The 22456-nt window shown below is 44.7% G+C and carries 24 protein-coding genes and 1 tRNA gene; 20 read left to right on the top strand and 5 right to left on the bottom strand.

All coding sequences use genetic code 11. The annotated features are described in order from the left end of the window. Positions 1-867: 867 nt before the first annotated feature. The 3 genes from gntK to V6669_RS30340 form a co-directional block, all read right to left on the bottom strand. Entirely contained in the window at positions 868-2415 is a 1548-nt protein-coding gene (gene gntK, locus V6669_RS30350) for a gluconokinase (RefSeq protein ID WP_338589673.1), read from the bottom strand. A 65-nt stretch (positions 2416-2480) separates the two neighbouring features. After that, positions 2481-3842, bottom strand: a complete 1362-nt coding sequence (locus tag V6669_RS30345; protein WP_338589671.1) for a gluconate:H+ symporter — start codon at positions 3840-3842, stop codon at positions 2481-2483. Positions 3843-4054: 212 nt separating this feature from the next. After that, the gene (locus V6669_RS30340) at positions 4055-4729 is read right to left on the bottom strand and encodes a GntR family transcriptional regulator (RefSeq protein ID WP_338589669.1); all 675 of its coding nucleotides are present in this window, start codon (positions 4727-4729) and stop codon (positions 4055-4057) included. Between the two features lie 612 nt (positions 4730-5341). On the opposite strand from V6669_RS30340, the gene rpmH reads away from it, so the two are divergent. The 12 genes from rpmH to V6669_RS30280 all read left to right on the top strand — a co-directional run bounded on the left by rpmH (position 5342) and on the right by V6669_RS30280 (position 17337). Beyond that, positions 5342-5476 carry a 50S ribosomal protein L34 gene (gene rpmH / locus V6669_RS30335; protein ID WP_017691413.1) on the top strand — a complete coding sequence of 45 codons (135 nt, stop codon included), beginning with the start codon at positions 5342-5344 and terminating at the stop codon, positions 5474-5476. A gap of 356 nt (positions 5477-5832) precedes the next feature. After that, entirely contained in the window at positions 5833-6183 is a 351-nt protein-coding gene (rnpA, locus tag V6669_RS30330) for a ribonuclease P protein component (protein ID WP_036611981.1), read from the top strand. A 74-nt stretch (positions 6184-6257) separates the two neighbouring features. Further along, the gene (locus V6669_RS30325) at positions 6258-7136 is read left to right on the top strand and encodes a YidC/Oxa1 family membrane protein insertase (RefSeq protein ID WP_338589664.1); all 879 of its coding nucleotides are present in this window, start codon (positions 6258-6260) and stop codon (positions 7134-7136) included. Further along, entirely contained in the window at positions 7133-7834 is a 702-nt protein-coding gene (gene jag / locus V6669_RS30320) for an RNA-binding cell elongation regulator Jag/EloR (RefSeq protein WP_338589662.1), read from the top strand. The genes V6669_RS30325 and jag overlap by 4 nt, the downstream gene beginning before the upstream one ends. 211 nt (positions 7835-8045) lie before the next feature. Beyond that, entirely contained in the window at positions 8046-9422 is a 1377-nt protein-coding gene (gene mnmE, locus V6669_RS30315) for a tRNA uridine-5-carboxymethylaminomethyl(34) synthesis GTPase MnmE (RefSeq protein WP_124118699.1), read from the top strand. A 222-nt stretch (positions 9423-9644) separates the two neighbouring features. Beyond that, the gene (gene mnmG / locus V6669_RS30310; RefSeq protein WP_091035227.1) at positions 9645-11534 is read left to right on the top strand and encodes a tRNA uridine-5-carboxymethylaminomethyl(34) synthesis enzyme MnmG; all 1890 of its coding nucleotides are present in this window, start codon (positions 9645-9647) and stop codon (positions 11532-11534) included. Beyond that, entirely contained in the window at positions 11534-12256 is a 723-nt protein-coding gene (gene rsmG / locus V6669_RS30305) for a 16S rRNA (guanine(527)-N(7))-methyltransferase RsmG (protein WP_036611970.1), read from the top strand. The genes mnmG and rsmG overlap by 1 nt, the downstream gene beginning before the upstream one ends. A gap of 515 nt (positions 12257-12771) precedes the next feature. Further along, positions 12772-13590, top strand: a complete 819-nt coding sequence (gene noc, locus V6669_RS30300) for a nucleoid occlusion protein (RefSeq protein ID WP_091012196.1) — start codon at positions 12772-12774, stop codon at positions 13588-13590. A gap of 190 nt (positions 13591-13780) precedes the next feature. Further along, positions 13781-14542 (top strand): AAA family ATPase, encoded by a 762-nt coding sequence (locus tag V6669_RS30295; RefSeq protein WP_024629525.1) that lies wholly within the window; start codon positions 13781-13783, stop codon positions 14540-14542. Beyond that, positions 14535-15380, top strand: a complete 846-nt coding sequence (locus tag V6669_RS30290) for a ParB/RepB/Spo0J family partition protein (protein ID WP_062836525.1) — start codon at positions 14535-14537, stop codon at positions 15378-15380. Before V6669_RS30295 ends, V6669_RS30290 begins: the two co-directional genes overlap by 8 nt. Before the next feature lie 161 nt (positions 15381-15541). Continuing rightward, on the top strand, positions 15542-16696 hold the full coding sequence (locus tag V6669_RS30285; protein ID WP_338589653.1) for an aminotransferase class V-fold PLP-dependent enzyme: 1155 nt from the start codon (positions 15542-15544) through the stop codon (positions 16694-16696). A gap of 140 nt (positions 16697-16836) precedes the next feature. After that, on the top strand, positions 16837-17337 hold the full coding sequence (locus V6669_RS30280) for a DUF4446 family protein (RefSeq protein ID WP_036671879.1): 501 nt from the start codon (positions 16837-16839) through the stop codon (positions 17335-17337). On the opposite strand, the gene yyaC is transcribed toward V6669_RS30280, so the two are convergent. Beyond that, entirely contained in the window at positions 17312-17917 is a 606-nt protein-coding gene (yyaC, locus tag V6669_RS30275; protein ID WP_036611957.1) for a spore protease YyaC, read from the bottom strand. The two genes, V6669_RS30280 and yyaC, sit on opposite strands and share 26 nt — an antisense overlap. Positions 17918-18034: 117 nt before the next feature. Between yyaC and V6669_RS30270 the strand changes: the two genes are divergently transcribed. The 4 genes from V6669_RS30270 (at position 18035) to V6669_RS30255 (ending at position 19647) form a co-directional block, all read left to right on the top strand. Then, positions 18035-18298: a DUF3343 domain-containing protein gene (locus V6669_RS30270; RefSeq protein WP_017691427.1), complete on the top strand. Its 264-nt coding sequence runs from the start codon at positions 18035-18037 to the stop codon at positions 18296-18298. A 125-nt stretch (positions 18299-18423) separates the two neighbouring features. Then, on the top strand, positions 18424-19254 hold the full coding sequence (locus tag V6669_RS30265; protein ID WP_338595095.1) for a mechanosensitive ion channel family protein: 831 nt from the start codon (positions 18424-18426) through the stop codon (positions 19252-19254). Then, complete coding sequence (locus V6669_RS30260; protein ID WP_036611950.1) at positions 19244-19453, top strand: DUF951 domain-containing protein; 210 nt, start codon at positions 19244-19246, stop codon at positions 19451-19453. The genes V6669_RS30265 and V6669_RS30260 overlap by 11 nt, the downstream gene beginning before the upstream one ends. Positions 19454-19556: 103 nt before the next feature. Further along, positions 19557-19647, top strand: a tRNA-Ser gene (locus V6669_RS30255). A gap of 429 nt (positions 19648-20076) precedes the next feature. Here V6669_RS30255 and V6669_RS30250 read toward each other — a convergent pair. Then, positions 20077-20271, bottom strand: coding sequence for a YjzC family protein (locus V6669_RS30250; protein WP_036671877.1), 195 nt, complete (start codon positions 20269-20271; stop codon positions 20077-20079). Positions 20272-20473: 202 nt separating this feature from the next. Here V6669_RS30250 and rpsF point away from each other — a divergent pair, with 202 nt between their 5' ends. The 4 genes from rpsF to V6669_RS30230 all read left to right on the top strand — a co-directional run bounded on the left by rpsF (position 20474) and on the right by V6669_RS30230 (position 22452). Beyond that, the gene (gene rpsF, locus V6669_RS30245) at positions 20474-20767 is read left to right on the top strand and encodes a 30S ribosomal protein S6 (RefSeq protein WP_036611944.1); all 294 of its coding nucleotides are present in this window, start codon (positions 20474-20476) and stop codon (positions 20765-20767) included. A gap of 48 nt (positions 20768-20815) precedes the next feature. Beyond that, a complete protein-coding gene (gene ssb, locus V6669_RS30240; RefSeq protein WP_017691432.1) occupies positions 20816-21301 on the top strand; it encodes a single-stranded DNA-binding protein in 486 nt (161 codons plus the stop codon). Between the two features lie 56 nt (positions 21302-21357). Next, entirely contained in the window at positions 21358-21630 is a 273-nt protein-coding gene (gene rpsR / locus V6669_RS30235; RefSeq protein ID WP_017691433.1) for a 30S ribosomal protein S18, read from the top strand. A 228-nt stretch (positions 21631-21858) separates the two neighbouring features. Then, positions 21859-22452: a M15 family metallopeptidase gene (locus tag V6669_RS30230; protein WP_338589645.1), complete on the top strand. Its 594-nt coding sequence runs from the start codon at positions 21859-21861 to the stop codon at positions 22450-22452. Positions 22453-22456 lie beyond the last annotated feature (4 nt).

Raw genomic sequence — 22456 nt, 5'->3', positions numbered from 1 at the left:
AGACTGTCACTCCTTTTACATGTTCCAAGTGTGGCTTAAGCCATGATGCAGTGTCGAAATACGAGATATATTGTTGAATTTATCCCCAAACCCCCGCAGGTCGAAAACAAAAAAAGTATGAACAACGGAAAATTGTTCACAACTTTATCCACAGGCTGTTGATAATATTATGGGTCAGATCACATATTCACATCCAAAAGTAATACAATCATAGCAAAAGAAACCCCGCATTTCAACGTATCGCGTGATTTTATCCACAAATTCAATAACTTGTGTATAATTTTTAGTCACAACACAATATATTGTTTATAAACTGTTTAATTTTCGACAGAAAGACCCAAAAACCAAAAATGTTTTATACACAGGTTATCCGTCAAATGATGCCAAATTGTGTGTAAAAGTATTCTTGGTTTGTGAATAACCTGTCTGTGGATAACCGTGAAGTGAAAATGGAGCGTAATCGAGATCGGAAATGAGTTACCTCTCACCCTCGTGTTTTTTGGCCAAAGGGTAGAGGATAAAATCCATGCATTTAGCGTAAGGCTGGAAGGCGGAAAAGATCCAACTTGGCGTATCGTAAAACAAGAAATGTGATTTGGTTTCTGAGGAGATGGCGATCTGTGATCATCGATATAGATGGATAATGAACAAAGAGGAATTCATTTTAAGACAAGTGGTATATGAATTATCCGGAATGAAGAGCTAAGCCGAAACTCAAATATTGAGGTAGAAGTGTATGAATGTATGATATGAATCCAAACGACATTTTATGAATTTATAGCAAAAGAGGGTGTGCCCTAAAACCGATTTTTGGTTTTAGGGCACACCCTCTTTTTTTGGTGCAGAAACGAGGTATGGATTGATGATTTAGAGACGGGGAAGGGACATCTTACGCTGGAATTCAGCGATATCTGCGTATTCCTCCTCCAGTTTGCGAGAGATCCGAATAAAGATGGGCAGCAGCTCCTGGTAAAGTACAGCATTCTCTTTGACAGGGGTATGTCGATGTGTTGTACCCACCATGGAAGAAACGGCATGAAGCGATTTGATCCGCCCAGTAGCGTACAAACCAAGCACGACGGCACCCAGACAGGAACTTTCGAAGCTCTCGGGTACAACCACTTCCTGATTGAAGATATCAGACATCATCTGGCGCCAGAGAGGAGAGCGTGCAAACCCACCTGTGGCTTGAATGGAGGTAGGTTGCCCAATCTGTTCTTCCATGGCGAGCAGTACCGTGTATAGGTTGAAAATGACCCCTTCCAGAACAGCGCGGATCATATGCTCTTTCTGATGATGGAGTGTTAAGCCAAAAAAGGAGCCACGGGCATCTGGATTCCACAATGGGGCGCGTTCGCCCGATAGGTACGGGTGGAACAGAAGCCCTTCCGATCCCGGGCGGACACGTTCGGCAATTTTGGTTAGAACATCATAGGAATTGATGCCAAGTCGCTTCGCTGTCTCCACTTCAGACGCTGCAAATTCATCCCGCACCCAGCGAAATAACATGCCACCGTTATTCACAGGTCCGCCAATGACCCAAAGATTCTCTGTGAGGGCGTAACAGAAGGTCCGACCTTTGGGGTCGGTAACCGGACGGTCCACGACAGTGCGAATAGCACCACTGGTTCCGATGGTTGCTGCGACAACACCAGGTTCAATAGCGTTCACGCCGAGATTGGACAAAACCCCGTCACTTGCGCCAATAACAAAGGGCGTAGAGGGGGAGAGAGCCATTTTTTCAGCCGATTCGTGATTCATTCCTTCTAATATATGTGTTGTAGGTACGAGCTTCGAGAGATGGTCGGGTGTAATGCCTGCAATCTCAAGGGCTTCTGCGTCCCAGTCCAGTTGTTCCAGATTGAGCAAGCCCGTGCAGGAAGCGATGGAATGGTCGACGACATATTGTCCGAATAGACGGAAGAACAGATATTCTTTAATCGAAATGAATTTGGCTGTTCGCTCAAAAAGTTCAGGTTCATCGTGGCGTAGCCACATTAATTTGGTCAGCGGTGACATGGGATGGATCGGTGTACCTGTGCGCAGATAGATGCGATGGCCCAATCCATTCTCTTGCAGCTGGACAGACCAAGCTGCACTTCGATTATCCGCCCAGGTGATGCAACGGGTTAAGGGTTTGTTATCCTGTCCCATGGCAATGACACTATGCATAGCCGAGCTGCAGGATACAAACAGGATCTGCTCGGCAGCAACGCCGCTCTGATCCATGACTCCTCGGACAGAGCGGAGGGCCGCCTGTACAATCTCTTCGGGGTCCTGCTCGGCAACATCGGGTGCAGGGGTATACAAAGGGTATTCCTGTGTTGAAGTACTGATGACGGACCCTTGCTCGGTAAATAACACGGATTTGGTACTGGTTGTACCAATATCGACCCCAATCATGTAGTTGTTCATATATTTAATCCTTCTTTCTTCAGAAAGCGATGAGATTTAATTTTTTTCTACTATAGAGACTCCATTTATACCACTGTACTTAGCAGCAATATAAAGATCAGTCCGACCACGGATAATAGTGTTTCCATAACGGTCCACGTTTTCAATGTCTGGGAAACGCTCATATTAAAGAATTCTTTGATCATCCAGAATCCCGCATCGTTCACATGGGACAAGATGAGTGACCCTGCACCTGTGGCGAGTACAACCAGCTCAATATTGGTACCTGGTGTGAGTGCAAGCACGGGAGCGACAATGCCGGCAGCAGTTGTCATAGCTACGGTTGCTGAACCGGTAGCTACACGAATGAGCGCAGCGACAAGCCAGGCAAACAGGATCACGTTGATGTTGGCATGGGTAGCGACATCCGCAATGGCGTTGCCCACACCACTATTGATCAATACCTGTTTGAAGGCACCGCCTCCGCCAATAATGAGAATGATGGTCGCCGTAGGCGCCAGACATTCACTGGTGAAGCGAGAAATATCGTGTTTGGTGAATCCACGTGCAAAGCCGAGTGAAAAGAGGGCAAATACAACTGAAATCAGCAGAGCAATGATCTCATGACCGATAAATTCACTGAAAACGGTGAAGCCGCTTGTGGCATTTGGGTCAATGATGCTGGCTATGGAACCAATCAGCATCAGAATAACCGGCAGCAATATGGTAAACAGGGTGATACCAAACCCAGGCATGTTGCTGTTTGTTTTGGTTGCGAATTGTTCAGCCAGTTCAGCTGGCGGTTCGGTGTGTATTCTTTTGCCAATAAATTTACCAAACAAAGGACCTGCAATAATCGCTGTAGGAATACCAACAATAAGGGAGTACAAAATGGTTTTACCCAGATCCGCGCTGTAAGCTTCAATCGCTATCATTGGCGCTGGGTGGGGTGGGACCAAACCGTGTACAGTCGATAAACCGGCCAAAATGGGAATACCAATCTGCAGCAGAGACATATTGGTTTTACGTGCAACGGTGAAAATGATGGGAATCATCAAAATCACGCCGACTTCAAAGAAAACGGGAATACCAACGATAAATCCAACAATCATCATGGCCCAGTGCACACGTTTCACACCGAACCGATCAACCAATGTAGTTGCAATGCGCTCGGCACCGCCAGATTCGGCCATCATCTTACCAAGCATCGTACCGAGAGCAATAACAATTGCAATGGTTCCAAGTGTGCCGCCAAGTCCCCCGGTAATGGAAGAGATCACATCGGCAGGTTTCATGCCTGTAAGCAAACCGAGCATTAATGCGGACAACAGCAGGGTGATAAAAGGATTCCATTTATACTTGGAGATCAAGACGATCAGAAAAACTATCGCAATTAACGTCCAAACCAATAATGTTGCGTTGTGGGATAGTCCAAAAAGAGTGCTCATGATGTTATGTGCTCCTTTATTTCTGATATAGAACGCTTACAAGTGAGATTATCGTCAACAATTTTTTCGTGCCGGTACTAATTAGAAGAGGTGTTGGCGAGAAATGTAGTTTTATCATGCCCAAAATGAAAACAAATCGCGTTTTGTATACTTGTCGACAAGTTGAACCGCAATCACTCACAGCGGATATGATTGCAAACGCCTTGCTCCTTTTAGGAATCAAAGCTTTCGTGCAGGGTTTTACCGGAATCTTGGAAATACGTGCGGACTCCAGCCTGAATGAGCATTTTGTCACCAGACTCCAGTGCTTGAACGAGCAAACGGTGTTTCTCAATTACAGCGCTTACTTTCTGTTCGCCTTGAACGAATACTCTGCGCGTCGTGAGCAGCATAACGGTCATCACAACATATCGAATACTCTTCCATAGATGTGAGATACGGGAATGCTGAGCGGCTTCAATAATCGTTTCATGGAAAACGAGATCCTGGTAGGCGAATTCGACAGCGTCCTGATGTCGTCCAGCAAGTTGCATTTTGTCGATCACGTTACGCAACTGGGTGATTAATGAGTCTGGAACATCACCTGCGAGTCGCTGCTGCACAAAACTTTCAATCAGGAAACGTACATCATACAATTCTTCGACATCCTTGATTCGTAGTCCAATGACAACGACACCCATACGTTCAAGTCGGATAAGTCCTTCATTGGACAATGTACGTAAGGCTTCACGGACAGGTGAGCGACTGCTGTCAAAATCAGCCGCAATTCGATTTTCCGACAAAATCTCTCCAGGTCGAAGGGTACCACTGATGATCCGCAGCCTTAATTCGCAGGCAATGGCTTCACCACGGGATGCTCCTTGAAGCCAGGAAGAAGGAAATAACATATGGCTAACGCTCCTATTAATAAGTAATCAGTTCATTACTGATCATAGCATAACTATTTTGCGGACTGGACATTCAGTTCAATCCATAGTCTGTAGCTACAAGCTAACGGCTAATGTTTTTTTCAAAGGACTACTAAAGGCGGGTAAGTAAATCAGCTTCATCCATATACTTGTATACAAGATGTGATTTTTATCCTACACCTTTCTCAAAAGCTTGTAAACCTTAATTGAAGCGGATACAACCTGATTAGAATTCGACGATATTTATAGCCTATAATCATTATCCACATGTGAATAACTTTAAACAGGATGTAATGAAGGAGATAGCGGGTATTGGAGGGTGTGGATAACTATAAATGCTGAAATAGGGTGATCTGATCGGGGTCTGGGGATAACTTTCAGGACTCTCTTCGGGGCTTGGTCATGGTATGGAAGTGAACGGACTGTGGCCATTACTTTGGGTGGGATGAAGAGTGTATATAAAAGAGGGAGAAGCCTTACGCCTTGCAGTTGACTTTTCCAGGTGGTCATGGTTAAATATATAAAGGTGTTTTCTGTGAAGATGAAAGTGATTCATCACATAAGTATTTCCTTGTGAGGAGGTGCAATACATTGAGACCTACATTCAAACCGAACGTTAGCAAACGTAAAAAAGTTCATGGTTTCCGGAAAAGAATGAGCACGAGCAACGGCCGTAAAATTTTGGCCGCACGTCGCCTTAAAGGCCGTAAAAACCTGAGTGCTTAATGCATTGAAGACCACCGAGGTGGTCTTTTTTTTCTTAATTAGCTCAAATCAGACTGGATGCTGCTACAGATCAGGTCTGAATGGTCTGCGAAAAAGTGCTGAACACATATGAAGTATGTTGAGTGAGTTTTCCATTTTTCGAAAACTTACCTTATATAATGATGAATGTTTGCTTGGTTAAATGGCCAATCAACAATCATCCCGGATGAATGCTGATCAGTTCAAGTAGCTGATAAACAGTCATCCCAAATGAAGTTGTCGCCAAGACGGTTTACCGTCATTCAAGAAAGCCTATACTAAATCAGTAATGAGGCCTCCGTCAATAACAATGGTGGAGAACAGCAAGGAGAAGCGCCGTGTATAAAAGACTGCGTCTACGAAACCGGGCGGACTTTAGCCGCGTATACCGGTATGGGAAATCGTTTGCCAATCATCAATTCGTGGTGTATGGCTGTCGCCGTAAAGATACGGAACAATTTCGGGTCGGCGTATCATGCAGCAAGAAAATCGGAAACGCTGTCGTACGCAACCGGATGAGACGCATGATCAAGGAAATTGTTCGTCATCATGAGCATGAGATCGTCACGCAGATGGATCTGATTTTTATCGTCAGAAAAGGTGCACTGGACATGCCCTATAAGGAAATGGAAAAAAGCCTGCTACATGCGATGCGAAAGGGCTCTCTTTTGAAGTCGAGCAAGCGGTAAGCTTCGGTTTATTTGTCCTCCTAATTATGGTATGATTTACGGTGGAATGGAATGGTTAAGAGAGGGGTTATGAAGTGTCGCGATTGAAGACATCAAAGGGGAAGTGGATTCTCCTCATTGCAGTCATTGCAATGGTCACTGTACTCGCCGGATGTACTCCACAAGGAGCCGGGGTTACTACGGAAGATCTGAAGAATAGTGGCTCATTCTGGCAAAGCAATGTTGTGTACTGGTTCTCACTGGCGCTGGATACATTCGCCAACTGGTTTAACGGTGAATATGGACTGGCCGTCCTCGTGATGGTGCTTATTGTGCGGACATTGATTTTACCATTAACAATGAAACAAGTCCGTAGCTCCAAAGCTATGCAGGCGATTCAGCCGCAGCTGAAGGAGATTCAAGCCAAGTTTAAAGATACACCTGAGAAAGTTCAGCAAGAAACAATGAAGTTGTTTCAGGAGAATAAAGTTAATCCGATGGCGGGTTGTCTGCCGCTTATCATTCAGATGCCGATTTACATCGCACTTTATAACTCAATTTACGGAAACTCCAGTCTGAGAACACATGATTTCTTGTGGCTCCAGCTCGGGGAACCGGATCACCTGTTTATTTTGCCAGTGCTGGCTGCCATTACAACATTCATTCAAACATGGATGATGATGCGTATGAACCCTGCACAGCAAGTTGGTCCGATGCAGTTTATGCTTTGGGTATATCCAATTTTGATCTTCGTGATGTCCTACCAGTTCCCGTCAGCACTTCCGCTGTACTGGTTCTACAGTAACATCTACACGATCGTGCAAAACTATTTCCTTTACCGGAATAATGATAAAATCGTGGCTGAGGTCAACGTGAAGCAGAATAGCTCTTCCAAAAATGGAGCTAAACGCAAAAACGGTGGCAAAGCGACCGTCTCTGGAAAAGGGTCGAAAGGGGCCAAAAAATCGAAATGACCAAAGTCATTACGTCAGGAAAAACCGTTGAAGATGCTGTAAACCAAGGATTGACCGAGCTTGGCGTAAGTCGGGACAAGGTCGAGATACAAGTGTTAGAGCAGCCGTCAAAAGGATTCCTGGGTTTGTTCGGGGTTAGGGCGGCCAAAGTTGAAGTGAAATTATTGCCTGCACCGGAAGTTGTTCCACAGCCGATCAAGCCAGCTGCATACAAAACTGAAGTAGATGCATTACTTGAGGATGTCGCAGCTAAAAATCCCTATGAAGAAGCGGCTGCTTTCTTGAAAGAGGTCGCAGCAGGTATGGGACTGGATGTTGAAGTGCATATCAAAAAACAGCGGGATGGACATATCTTCAATATTGCCGGCGAAGATCTGGGCATGATTATTGGCAGACGTGGACAGACGCTGGATGCGCTTCAGTATCTAACGAACATTGTAGCGAACCGATATTCGGAAAGCTTCGTTCGAATTGTGCTCGACGCGGAGAATTTCCGTCAACGTCGGCGGAAGACACTGGAGGATCTGGCTGAACGGTTGGCTGGACAAGCAATTCGTACTGGTAAGGAAGTTGTACTGGAACCAATGCCTCCGCTCGAACGGAAAGTCATCCATGCAAAACTGCAAAATCATCCGCAGATTAAGACGTTAAGTAAGGGCGAGGAGCCTAATCGGCGTGTGGTTATTACGACGAAATAACACGAAATTGAAGACGCAATGGCTTCCTGCCCGGTGCAGAAGCCATTGCTTTTTTCGTACAGAAGCAATTTGATAAGGTGCGTAGAACAAGTAAAGAGTGAACTTAATACGATAAGTGGCATGTCATATGTTATATCATTAATAGATTTGAAAATGGATATGGCGTCCCACGAGGGGCGGCAATTTTAAAATAGAGCAAGGAGAGATAACCATGATCAGTGATACGATCACAGCGATATCAACAGCTGTCGGAGAGGCGGGTATCGCCGTGATCCGGGTCAGCGGCCCGGATGCAGTGTCGGAGACGGAAAAGATTTTTCGCAGCAAAACCCCTTTAACTCAGGCGGCATCTCACACAGTTCATTATGGTCATATCATAGATCCCGTTAATGGGGAGAAGATCGAGGAAGTGCTGGTAACAGTCATGCGAGCACCTCGGTCATTCACAACAGAAGATGTGGTGGAGATCAGTGCGCACGGCGGTGTGGTATCCGTAAAACGGGTCATGGACCTGCTGCTACAGCTTGATATTCGTCTGGCTGAACCCGGTGAGTTCACGAAGCGTGCTTTCCTTAATGGGCGGATTGACCTGTCTCAGGCGGAAGGTGTCATGGATCTTATTCGTTCCAAATCGGATCGAGCTTTCTCGGTTGCATTAAAACAGGTTGAAGGCAAGCTGTCCTCCAAACTGCGTGATCTACGATATACACTGGTGGAAACACTGGCTCATATTGAAGTAAATATCGATTATCCAGAGCATGATGTGGAGTCGTTAACGTCTGATTTTATCAAAGAAAAGTCCAGTCAGGTTATGACTGAAATTGATAAATTGCTGACTACAGCAGAACAAGGAAAGATCCTGCGAGAAGGTATCACGACGGCAATCGTTGGACGACCTAACGTGGGTAAATCCTCATTGATGAATACACTTGCGCAAGACAATCGAGCTATCGTCACGGACATTCCAGGAACAACTCGTGATGTAATTGAAGAGTTCATTACGATCAATAATATCCCGCTGAAATTGCTGGATACGGCAGGAATCCGGGAAACGATGGACGTTGTAGAGAAGATTGGGGTAGAACGCTCTCGTTCTGCGGTAAGTGAAGCCGATCTGATCTTAATGGTTGTGAATGCTGCGGAGCCACTTCATCCCGATGAGATTGAATTATTGGAACAAATCCGCGGTAGACAATCGATAATCATTATGAATAAAATGGACTTAACGCCACAGGTAGAACGTGACGTGCTGCTTCGTTACATTCCGGAAGAACGGCTTGTACCGATGTCGGTGAAAGATGATCTGGGTGTCGATCGACTGGAAGATGCCATCTCTACGCTATTCTTCAGTGGTAAACTGGAGTCCGCAGATCTGACCTATGTCAGTAATGTGCGTCATATTGCTTTGCTCAAAAAAGCGAAGCAGTCCCTCGTGGATGCCTATGAAGCAGCAGAGCAGTTCATTCCGATCGATATGATTCAGATTGATGTTCGTTTGGCGTGGGAGCATTTGGGCGAGATTGTTGGAGATACGGCACATGATGCATTAATTGATCAGATTTTCTCCCAGTTCTGTCTAGGAAAGTAAAAAAAATATACTGCGGATTGACTTGAATCGTAGTGTATGATGGAAAGGTACAATTTCTGCCTGTTGTCAAAGGATAGAATGATATTGTAGCCATTACGTGTTGGTTTCATATAGATAGGAATGCAAGTTCCGATGAACGGTTAGAAGTAGTTTCATTATTGTAGAACATGATCCGTCTGTGTGAGTTACACCAAATGCAGCGGAATAAGGAGGTAAACGGGAATGGCTTTTGATGGCGGCAGTTATGATGTAATCGTCGTTGGTGCAGGACATGCTGGTGTGGAATCCGCGCTGGCCGCAGCTCGTATGGGGTCCAAAACACTAATGATTACGATCAATCTGGACATGGTGGCCTTTATGCCTTGTAACCCATCTATTGGGGGACCGGCCAAAGGACATGTTGTGCGCGAGATTGATGCACTTGGTGGAGAAATGGGACGGAATATCGATAAAACCTTTATTCAGATGCGGATGCTTAACACGGGTAAAGGGCCTGCTGTTCACGCGCTTCGTGCTCAAGCAGATAAATTCTCCTACCAGCATAAAATGAAGGAAACGATGGAGAATGAACGTAATCTGACAATGCGTCAGGGTATGGTAGATCGACTGATCGTTGAAGACGGAAAATGTGTAGGCGTTGTGACTCAGACCGGAACAGAGTATCGGGCCAAAGCGGTTGTACTGACAACAGGCACATACTTGCGCGGCAAAGTGATCATGGGTGAGTTGATGTATGAGAGTGGACCGAACAATCAACAACCATCTCTTAAATTGTCAGAGCATCTGCGTGAACTGGGCTTTGATCTGGTTCGTTTCAAAACAGGTACACCGCCACGTGTGCACAAGGATACGATTGATTTTAGCAAAACCGAAATTCAGCCTGGCGACGATGAGCCGAAGTTCTTTTCCTATGAAACAGAATCTTCCGATAATGAGCAGCTGCCTTGCTGGTTGACGTATACATCTGTGGAAACACATCAGATTATCAATGATAATCTGCATCGTGCACCGATGTTTTCGGGTGTAATTGAAGGGACTGGACCGCGTTATTGTCCATCCATCGAGGATAAAATTGTCCGGTTCAGCGACAAACCGAAACATCAGATTTTCTTGGAGCCGGAAGGCAAAAACACATCTGAGTATTATGTGCAGGGATTATCTACAAGTCTGCCAGAAGATGTTCAACTTGCGGTTCTGCGCTCCATTCCGGGTATGGAAAAAGTGGAAATGATGCGTAACGGTTATGCGATTGAATACGATGCGATGGTGCCTACACAATTGTGGCCATCACTTGAAACCAAACGTCTGCCAGGTCTGTTCACAGCAGGTCAGATTAATGGTACTTCGGGTTACGAAGAAGCGGCTGGACAAGGCGTTATGGCTGGTATTAATGCAGCACGCAAAGTACAAGATAAAGAACCGATTGTGCTTGATCGTTCCCAAGGTTATATTGGTGTGCTGATTGATGATCTGGTAACGAAGGGTACTAATGAGCCATATCGTCTGTTGACTTCACGCGCTGAATATCGTCTGTTGCTTCGCCATGATAATGCAGATATGCGTTTGACGGAAATCGGACATGACATTGGCCTGATCCCTGAAGAGCGTTATGCGAAATTCCTGGATAAAAAGGCGAAAGTCGAGCAGGAAGTTGCACGTCTGAAAGTGGCTAAAGCTCGCCCGGTTGAAGTGAATGCCAAGCTGGAAGAGTACGGATCTACACCTATTCAGGATGGCAGTACGTTGCTTACCTTGCTGCGTCGCCCGGAGCTGGGGTATGAACTGATTGAACAGCTCTCACCATCTGAGGTAGAACTGACAGCAGATATGAAAGAACAAGTGGAAATACAAATTAAATATGCGGGTTATATTGAGAAACAATTGATCCACGTGGAACGTTTGCAAAAGATGGAGAAAAAGAAAATTCCGGACACCATCGTATATGATGAGATTCATGGTCTTGCTATGGAAGCCAAACAGAAGCTCGCTACGATTCGTCCAATCTCGATTGGTCAGGCTTCTCGTATTGCTGGAGTTACTCCTGCCGACATCTCCATTCTGCTGGTCTACCTGGAGCATTATAACCGTGTAACCGCAGCAAGGGGACAATAATGGACGATATTCAACAGCAACTGCAGCGGCGCTTAAAGAAACATGGATTAGAACTGGGCGAACTCCAATTGGAGCAATTCGAACTGTATTATCAGGAACTGGTATCCTGGAATGAAAAGATGAATCTGACGGGCATAACGGATCGGGAGCAAGTGTATACAAAACATTTCTATGATTCGGTATCACTGGCTTTTTATACTGACATGACCAAAGTGAATAAGCTTGCTGACATTGGATCAGGAGCGGGTTTTCCGGGATTGCCACTAAAGATCTGTTTCCCGCATATTAAGCTTACGATCATTGATTCATTAAATAAACGGATTGGCTTTCTACAGCATGTGGTAGATATTCTTGGGCTGACAGATGTCGAGTTGGTACATGGCCGTGCTGAAGAGATTGGACGCAAAGAAGGGTATCGTGACAGCTACGATCTCGTTACGGCGCGTGCAGTAGCCAAGCTGGCTGTGCTGAATGAATTCTGTCTTCCGTTTGTTCGTAAAAGTGGAATATTCGCTGCGATGAAGGGCGGAGACCCGCGTGAAGAAATGAAGGAAGCGGAGTTCAGCTTCAATCAGCTGAAAGGACGGGTTAAGGCCGTTCATCCATTCCAGCTGCCGGTTGAAGAATCAGAGCGTCATATCATTCTGATTCAGAAATTTGATAAAACACCATATAAGTATCCGCGCAAACCAGGTACTCCAATGAAGACTCCGCTGATATAGTTACGTGATGGTTTTGAATTCAGTCAAAACAAAATAGAATTTTAGACATAGATAAAGAGGATGTTTCACGTGAAACATTCTCTTTTTTTTGTTTTCTGAAATGGAGGACTCGATCAACATTGCGGATACTCCGTATTACATATCTCTTAAAGAACCTGTAATGATGAATTTCATGCACAGTAGCTCATGAACAAATTCATTAATTGAATGTGTACAAGTCGTCATATTTCCAATATTCACAAAGAAAAAGCAGGAAAATTAGCAGAGTTTAAAGAATAGGTAAGCATAGGATTATGATAGAAAAGATGATAGAATAGAAGTATCCGATCCTGGGTCACAGCGATCATAGATTATATGTATAGATAGATGGATATGCGTTCGATGTTGCATGACAGAAAGCGTTATGAAAGGCAAAACTTATTCCAAGAACGATGCATGTGAAAGGTCGCTTATTGAATAAGAAGCACCTGCAAAGACTGTGGGAGCTATTACGAAACTAGGTGGTAATCTGCGGAATGAAAGAACAATTTTCGAAGTTGTTTGGTTTGGCGGAGCGCAATAACGGAGATGAGATCAAACAGATTCCGGTCAATGAAATTGTGAGCAGCCCATATCAACCCCGTACTATTTTTGATGATGATAAAATTGATGAGTTGTTGCAGACGATCAAAACACATGGCGTAATTCAGCCTATTGTCGTTCGCGTGCGAAATGGATCATATGAGATTATTGCCGGGGAACGTCGCTGGCGTGCAGTTCGAAAACTGGGTTTGGATACGATTCCGGCTATTGTACGTGAGTTCAACGATTCTCAGGCCGCATCCATTGCACTGATTGAGAACTTGCAACGTGAAGGATTGACTTCAATTGAAGAAGCTGTCGCTTATCAGAAGCTGATCGACTTGCATCAACTGACACAGGAAAGTCTGGCACAACGACTCGGCAAAAGCCAGTCAACCATCGCTAACAAGATTCGGTTGTTGCAGCTCCCAGAAGGCATTAAGGCCGCATTGATGGAACGCAAAATTTCTGAACGGCATGCAAGAGCATTACTTTCTCTCGATACGGAAGAACTGCAGATGAAGTTGCTCGGTGAGATTATCGAAAAAGAATTGAATGTGAAACAGACAGAGGCACGTGTTGCCTTCTACAAGGAATCTTCCAAGATTAAAAAATCTAGACGTGTTTCCTTTACCAAGGATGTAAGACTTGCACTTAATACGATTCGCCAATCCATTGATATGGTAACTGGCTCAGGTCTGGACATCAAAACAAAAGAAGCAGACCATGAGGATCATTACGAGATCGTTATCCATATTCCAAAACGCAAATAATTGAAGCTTATGGCGGCAATGGGCCGCTTTTTATGTCTATAAAGCAAGCTAGGTCTGACATTTATAAAGAACGGTCGGTATATTGATGGAACGGTAGTTGTTGTTTGTGTGGACGATAGCCGCCTGCTTTTTGTTAACAATATCTCACAACCTACAAGAAAAGACTCCTATTTTATTTGAGGTGAAGTAATTGTCTAAGATTATGGCCGTAGCAAATCAAAAGGGCGGTGTGGGGAAAACGACGACATCTGTTAACTTGGGTGCAGGACTGGCTTCACTCGGGAAAAGAGTATTGCTTGTCGATATTGACCCTCAGGGGAATACAACCAGCGGAGTTGGAATCAATAAAGCAGATGTGGCTAATTGTATATATGATGTCATTATCAATGAGGTTCCTCCTCAAGAAGCGATTGTGGAGACTCAGATTGAAGGCCTTCATATCATACCTGCAACGATTCAGCTTGCCGGAGCCGAGATCGAATTGGTGTCCACGATATCACGGGAAGTTCGCCTGAAAAAATCACTCGCCATGGTGAAAAAAAACTATGATTACATACTGATCGATTGTCCACCATCCCTTGGTATGTTAACGATCAATTCGTTGACTGCTTCCGATTCGGTGATCATTCCGATTCAGTGTGAGTATTATGCACTTGAAGGATTAAGCCAGTTGCTTAATACGGTTCGTCTGGTACAGAAACATCTGAATACATCCTTGCAGATTGAAGGGGTATTGCTGACGATGTTTGATGCGCGGACCAATCTGGGAATTCAGGTTATTGAAGAAGTGAAAAAGTATTTTCAACAAAAAGTATATCAAACAATTATTCCGCGTAATGTACGGCTTAGTGAAGCACCATCTCATGGTCAATCCATTATCACGTATGACCCTCGTTCAAGAGGGGCGGAAGTGTATTTAGAGCTCGCAAAGGAAGTGATTTCTTATGAGTAAGCGGCTTGGAAAAGGTCTTGATGCCCTCATTCCTTCGCTTTCAATTAATGACGATGATAAAGTCGTAGAAATCCCGATTAGTCAACTGCGGGCTAACCCCTATCAACCACGTAAAGTATTTGATGAGGGCGCAATACATGAACTGGCTGAGTCCATTCGTCAGCATGGTGTCATACAACCCATTATTGTTCGTCCGGTGTTACGAGGTTATGAGATTATTGCCGGAGAACGACGGTTTAGAGCTTCGCAATATTGTGGTAATGCCACCGTACCGGCTGTAGTCCGTAACTTCAGTGATCAGCAGGTAATGGAGATTGCGTTGATTGAGAACCTGCAGCGGGAGAATCTGAACGCCATGGAAGTTGCAGTTGCTTATCAGGGGTTAATGGATCAATTCGCGTTGACTCAGGAAGAGTTGTCTGTAAAAGTAGGTAAATCACGTTCTCACATTGCTAACTTCTTACGTCTGTTATCATTACCCGAAGAAGTAAAAGACCATGTTTCACGTGGAACATTATCTATGGGACATGCACGTGCGATCGTGGGTGTGAAGGACGAGGTTATGGTGAAGCAACTTGCCAAACAAACCATTGATCAGCAATGGAGTGTACGTGAGTTGGAGGAAGCTGTTCAACAATTGGATCGTTCCAAAACAGGTGAGGCTAAAGCCAAATCGAAGTTAAAAAAGAAAGATCCATTCATTGATACATTGGAAGAATCTCTTCGTGAACGTTTCAAAACAACAGTGAAAATCAAGCACAATAAAGATAAAGGTAAAATTGAGCTCAACTACTACAGTCAACAGGATCTGGAACGGCTATTGGAATTGTTACAATAACAGTCGGGTCTATGATTCATTAACAACATGCGGGGCTTACTCATGTCATGACATATCGCCTCTGTACCATGGAGAAACGATATGTCATTCTTTGTTTATAGGGTTATATGTGCAATATGTGCAGACGAATTATTAATTTATGGGACAGAGGTGGTTGTGAGGTGGAGGGAGTTATCTATCTAGATCATGCAGCAACATCTTGGCCCAAACCACCTGCTGTCGGTGATGCGATGTTGAATGCATTGGAGATTGCCGGAGCCAATCCTGGCAGAGGAAGTCACCGTATGGCTGTTCAGGCAAGTCGTGTATTGTTCGAGGCGAGAAAATCCATATCCAATATCTTTGGAATCAAAAATGCGAATGATATTGCATTCGGATCAAATACGACAGAAGCGCTAAATCTAGCTATTCAAGGCTCGCTTAGAGAGGGCGACCATGTGATTGCCACCATGGCTGAACATAACTCAGTCAGACGACCACTGGAGTACATGCGAAGACTCCGAAATGTAGAGATTGATTATGTACCTGTTAATGCTGCGGGAGCCATTGATCTGATGCAAATGGAACGTATGTTTCGTTCGAATACCAGATTGGTGGTATGTACACATAGTTCCAATCTGCTTGGCAGTATTCTTCCTATTGGAGAAATATCGCTCCTGTGCCGTAAACATCGGGCGATCTTATTGGTAGATGCGGCTCAGAGTGCTGGGGTTATGCCTGTGAATGTACAACAATTGGGCATTGATATGTTGGCTTTTCCAGGGCATAAAGGACTGCTTGGTCCTCAGGGTACAGGGGGCTTGTACATTGCTCCAGAGCTCGATATAGAGCCTTTACTTCATGGAGGAACAGGAAGTCAGTCAGAAGCTTTGGAGCAGCCAAAGGTGCGTCCTGATCGGTATGAAGCTGGGACACCGAATACAGTTGGGATTGCTGGGCTGAATGCGGGTGTGAAACATGTACTTGAGATGACACCAGCGTTCATCTACCAACATGAGTGGGAACTGACCCAACATATAATGGATGGGCTGTCCTCCGTTAAAGGCATTCGAATGCTTGGTCCAGAGATTGGACAGCCACGCACCGGATTAGTATCTTTTACTGTAGATGGGTATGATTCGGCACAACTCGCCTTCCGATTGGATCGGAATTATGGGATTGCGGTTCGCTCCGGTTTTCATTGCACACCACTTGCACACGAATCTGCTGGTACAACTGCTACCGGAGCAGTAAGGGCCAGTGTGGGATACAATTCAACTAGAGAACATGTGGAAGCACTCGTTAAGGCAGTGTTGGAATTGACTGGGGCAGACTAGATTAGAGTTGAAATGATGAACTCATTTGATACTGGGTTGCTTGATTAAGCTTATGGATATCGGGTTGATTTATAATGAATGATAATATTACAGGACAGACGTTAATCTGATCAAAAATATAGAGGGGTAGTTGCAATTACATGGCTGAATTAAACGAGCTGATTCTGGAACAGCTGTTATGGATTATTGGCGGAATGGCATTACTTACGGTGATCTTGCTGATTGTGAGTATTGTTCAAGGGGCAAAGTTACGAAAGTTTAAACGTAAATATGAAGCCATGATGGCTGGCAGTGGAGTAGAGGACCTGGAATCGTTGCTGATTAATCTGAAAATTCAGATGGACAGCATTGAGGATGAACACAAACTGCAAACGAATCAGCTGCAAGTTGTCATGCAAAAGCTGACCCGCATTCAAGGTAAAGTTGGCGTGAAAAGATACAATGCTTATGGAGAGCGTGGCAGTGATCTGAGCTTCTCAATGGCCATGATTAATGATAGCCAGGATGGCATGATCCTTACGGGGATATATAACCGTGACGGTTCTTACGTATATGCCAAACCTCTTAAAGGGGGAGAGTCCACGTATACTCTGTCCCCAGAGGAAAAGGAAGCTATTACTCTGGCACAGCAAGCAGAGTAGAACGTGTATGCCATTCCCGAATGGCCGAGTACAGACTGCTGGATATAATCTCGGACATGCGCATAACAAGACTGAGCCGTGTGTTCTGTAGAACAAAGTATTCCATAAAGCCGCCGACGTTAACGATACCTGTCAGATGGATATCGCCGACCGGCGGTAATTCTTTATTTACCCCCGCACCCGGCTTGAGTGGACCATTGACAACTTGAATGCATCCCACACTGGATGATTGTCCGAGACAGGCGTCAATGCCAATCACATAAGGGTTATGGTGTGTTTTCTGTATGTTGTGGAGTGTATCTTGCAGGTTCATCGCATGGACTGGTTCATCCAAGGTACCATATAGATGGAATAAAGGGCTGTCCCACTTGGAAAGGGCTGATCCGACCAGAGGACCAAGGCAGTCGCCTGTTGAGCGATCTGTGCCGATGCAGACAATCACTACATTTTGCAGAGAGTGGGCTTTATAGAGATGGAACATTAAACGATGGGTAATGGCCGAGTGAATACCTGGATCGGTATGGGGGATTTTCAAACTGGTCATGTCTTGTGATGAAAAGGAACGCGAAGTAGGATTCATAGGATCTATCCTTTCCCTTGGAATAGTAGTAACAGTATATGGAAAGGTAGAGCGTTTTATACTTCACGAGGACAAGCTTTTTCTCTAGGGTTGGACGTATGGCGAAAGGAGACGAACATGGACGAATGGATTAACGATTGGATGCTGATTGCATTTGATTCAACCCAGCAGGCACTGCGTGCTGAAATGCTGCTGGAGTTTGCCGAGATAGAAATTGATTTGTTCCCTACGCCAAAAGAAATTACAGCAGGTTGTGCGTTATGTATCCAGTTTCCAAAAGAGGATCTGGAGCGAGTGCAGAAGATCATTCGTAACGAGTTCGTAGAGATCCGAGGCCTCTATTTCAAAACAGAAGACAGCTATGATAACATACCGATGTAGAGGAGAGATGATGGATGTTGCCATTTCAATTTGCTCAAGGGAATATAGCTAATGGTACCGCAACCGCCGTCGGTGAAGCCCTTCGTTGGACGGATAAAGTCTGGAACAAAATTGCAGATCCGGATATGTGGCTTAACATTATGTTCAGCTCAATTCGGATTATCATTATTTTTATCATCACCCGTATTGTCATTAAGGTGGTATATCGGATTATAGATCGTTCCATGGAACGTAAGCAGGAAGGCAAGATTCGCGTGAATCCGCGCAGATTCGTAACCGTAGGGGAACTGTTGAAAAATGCGACCTCCATAACATGTAATTTTATTATGATTCTGCTACTGTTATCTGAGATCAATATCCAAGTTGGGCCGCTACTCGCGAGTGCCGGTGTGCTCGGGCTTGCCATTGGTTTCGGTGCACAGGGTTTGGTCAAGGATGTTATTACGGGTTTCTTCATTATATTGGAGGATCAATTCGCTGTGGGGGATGTTATTCAGACGGGAACCTACAAGGGAACGGTTGAGGTGATCGGACTTAGAACTACCAAACTGGTCAGCTGGCAAGGCGAGGTGCACATTATCCCGAACGGGGCGATTGCAAGTGTAACGAACTACTCCATGTCAAATTCGCTGGCTGTAGTGGATATTCCGATGAAGGCGGACTTGAGTCTCGATGAGTCTGTACACCTGGTGAAGAAGTCTTTGGTTGGAATTGAAGAGCGTGATCTAAATATTGTGAAGGTACCGGATGTACTCGGTATACAGTCGATGTCTACGTCAGAGTATGTGGTTCGAATTGTAGCCGAATGTATGCCTAACTCTCGTGCGTCTGTGGAACGTCAGATTCAGGGCGATGTGAAGAAAACGCTGGAGTATCATGAGATGAGTCATCAAGCAGCATTGGAACAGGCAGTAGCTTTGGAGAAAGATGAGGGGGATGGCACAGGTGGAGCGTAAAAGTTTCCAGCTTGGGGATATCGTGCAGATGAAGAAGCAGCATCCCTGTGGCAGCAATGAGATGGAGATCATTCGTATGGGTATGGATATTCGGATCAAGTGTGTCGGATGTAAACATAGCGTGTTGATTCCAAGAGCGAAATTTGAGAAAAACATGAAGAAGGTATTGCGTTCAGCCGAAGATTCCACTGAATCCTGATCTTGCAATAATTCGGTATGCAGTACGCGTAATAACGTTTACATGTAGGCTCCGTAGGAGTATTGCGTTCTGTAAATGATCATGCTATAATCAATATTGCTGCGGAAAGGTACCCAAGAGGCCCAAGGGGGCTGACTCGAAATCAGTTAGGCGTGTCACAGCGTGCGTGGGTTCGAATCCCACCCTTTCCGCCACTTCAATTGTAACTTACTCAATACACATTGAGCTTAATAAAAAGATCGATAAGAAGACTTTCCATTAGGAAAGTCTTTTTTTTGTATAACGTTTTATTGAACATGTAGCCATATCAAAGGCATCATTAATGACCAAAACAAAAAATAAAGAGCCCCGAAGGGCTCTTTATCCGGCGGTGCATTTGTTTGTTAGGAAACAATCGGTCGTAACAATCAGAAACTTGGTGTACTGCACGTAGCAATACGCGTGCTTCAGACGAAGGGCCTTACAACACATAACCACTTGCTTCTTAGATTACGTGATGAATCTCCAACAGCAAATGATCGGCTTCGTTGTCCAACGGAACCACACCTCTCTCGTGCACCGCCTGATTGTATTATGTGCTTTATTCTGTTTTATATACATGGATCGTAAAAAAAGTATTGTGATTAATGGACGCGGGCTTTGGTCAGCTTCTTCCACTTGCGATTATGATTGCTTGTTTCGGGAAAAGCTTCACCTTTTTGCAGCGTTACCCGCTTAGGGTTCTGAATTTCCGTGACAAAGCTTTTTTCCCCAACTTCCGTGTACTCTCCATCGTTTGGGGCTTTGTCTCCTGGTTCAAACTCGGTTTTTTCACCCATGATAAAACCTCCTCTGCAGATTATGTTACTTTGTTGCTTCTGTAGTGTGCTCCATAGCCGGGCTGATCATGTGCCAATATGTACAGGGAACGTTTGCTTGCACTTTAACTCGGTATTTGTTATATTAATATAGTTCGAGTTTGTGCTCGTTCCTTGCTCTCAACCTAGATTGAGGGCCAGAGTCCATAAGGAGGTGAAAATTATGCGCAAATATGAAGTGATGTACATTATTCGTCCTGACATTGAGCAAGAAGTTGTTCAAGCTACAGTCGATAAATTCCAAGGCATCATCTCCAACGGCGGTGGTGAAGTTACAGCTCACGACGTTATGGGTAAACGCCGTCTTGCGTATGAGATCAAGAAATTCCGTGATGGTTTTTATGTTCTGGTACATTTCACTGCTGAACCAGCAGTTGTAACTGAACTTGAGCGTCTCATGAAGATTTCTGACGAAGTAATTCGTTATCTCATTACCAACGACGTTAAGTCTGCTTAAGACTACTCGTGATTAACGCACCAATACGCTCTGAAGGAGGGGATTACATTGTTGAACCGTGTCATTCTGATCGGCCGGTTAACCCGGGATCCTGAGTTGCGTTACACTCCAGCAGGAGTGGCAGTTACGCAATTTACTTTGGCAGTGGACAGACCGTTTACAAGCCAAGGGGGAGAAAAGGAAGCCGATTTCATTCCGGTCGTAACCTGGAGACAGCTTGCCGAGACCTGTGCGAACTACTTGCGCAAAGGACGCCTGGCTGCAGTCGAAGGACGCATTCAAGTACGGAACTACGAGAATAACGAAGGAAAACGTGTATACGTGACCGAAGTCATTGCCGATAATGTCCGTTTCTTGGAGTCAGCTAACCGTGATAATAGCGGTGGCGGCGGTGGGCAACCAATGCGTGAAGAGCCTTCTTATGGAGGCGGCGGACGCGCGAACAATAACAATAATTCGCGTAGCAACAATCAGGATCCTTTTTCCGATGACGGAAAACCGATTGATATATCGGATGATGATTTGCCATTTTAACATGAACTGATACTCTTAGGAGATATGGGTTACATGATAGGAAAGGACTGAAAAGCATGGGCTTCAAGCAAAGAGAAGGCGGAGACAACGATAAAAGACCGGCACGTCGTGGCGGCCGTAATAAACGTCGTAAAGTGTGCTTCTTCACAGCTAACAAAATTACTCACATCGATTATAAAGATACGGACTTGCTTCGTAAATTTATCAGCGAACGTGGAAAAATTTTGCCACGCCGTGTAACAGGTACTAGCGCTAAATATCAACGCATGCTGACGATTGCAATCAAACGCTCCCGTCAAATCGCATTATTGCCATACACAACTGAGTAGTTTTTACTCAGCTTGCATACGAAGCAGTCGGCTTATAGCCGGCTGCTTTTTTGTATATATCAATAGAAGTAATAGAAATAACAGACCCACTCTAACAAATGGAAGAATTCAATACTATGGTGATAGAAGCATTCCAGGCTCAAATGAATTATAATAGAGTCTAATCTACTGAAAAGGTTCAGGCAGCAGGAATAGCTGTTTATTTCAGAATAAACACCAGGAGTGGATATGAATACATCAAAACGTAAAGGCAAACAGAGAAAAAAGAGCAGTCTGAAAACCTGGATTATAGCTACTCTTTTACTTTCCATTATATATGTATGGTTACAGCAAAAAGGTGATATAGATAACATGTGGCCCTTTACAACAATCCAAGAAGCTCTGCCAATTACCGGCCTACATCCTGTGGTAGCAGAGAATGAGAGTTTATTGGTACGTAAGGCAGCCAGACGTGGAATAGAGATTATCATCACCCACGGCTACCGAAGTTCCGAGGAACAAGACGCACTATTCAACCAAGGACGCTCAAGCGCAGGCAATATCGTTACTAATGCACGTGGTGGTGAGTCATATCATAACTACGGATTAGCAATTGATTTTGCACTGAGGACGCCTGACGGTGATGTGGTGTGGGATATGGAACGTGATGATAACGGGAATGGCAAGGCAGACTGGATGGAAGTTGTGGATCTCGCCAAAGAGTTAGGTTTCACTTGGGGTGGAGACTGGGCAAACTTTCCGGACTATCCTCACTTGCAGATGGATTTTGGCTTGAGTATCAATGAGTTAAAACGTGGTAAAAGACCTCCTGATTCTCAGTAAAGAG

The organism is Paenibacillus sp. Y5S-9 (assembly GCF_036894235.1).
Classification (GTDB): Bacteria; Bacillota; Bacilli; order Paenibacillales; family Paenibacillaceae; genus Paenibacillus.
This window is presented reverse-complemented; position numbering and strand designations above follow the sequence as displayed.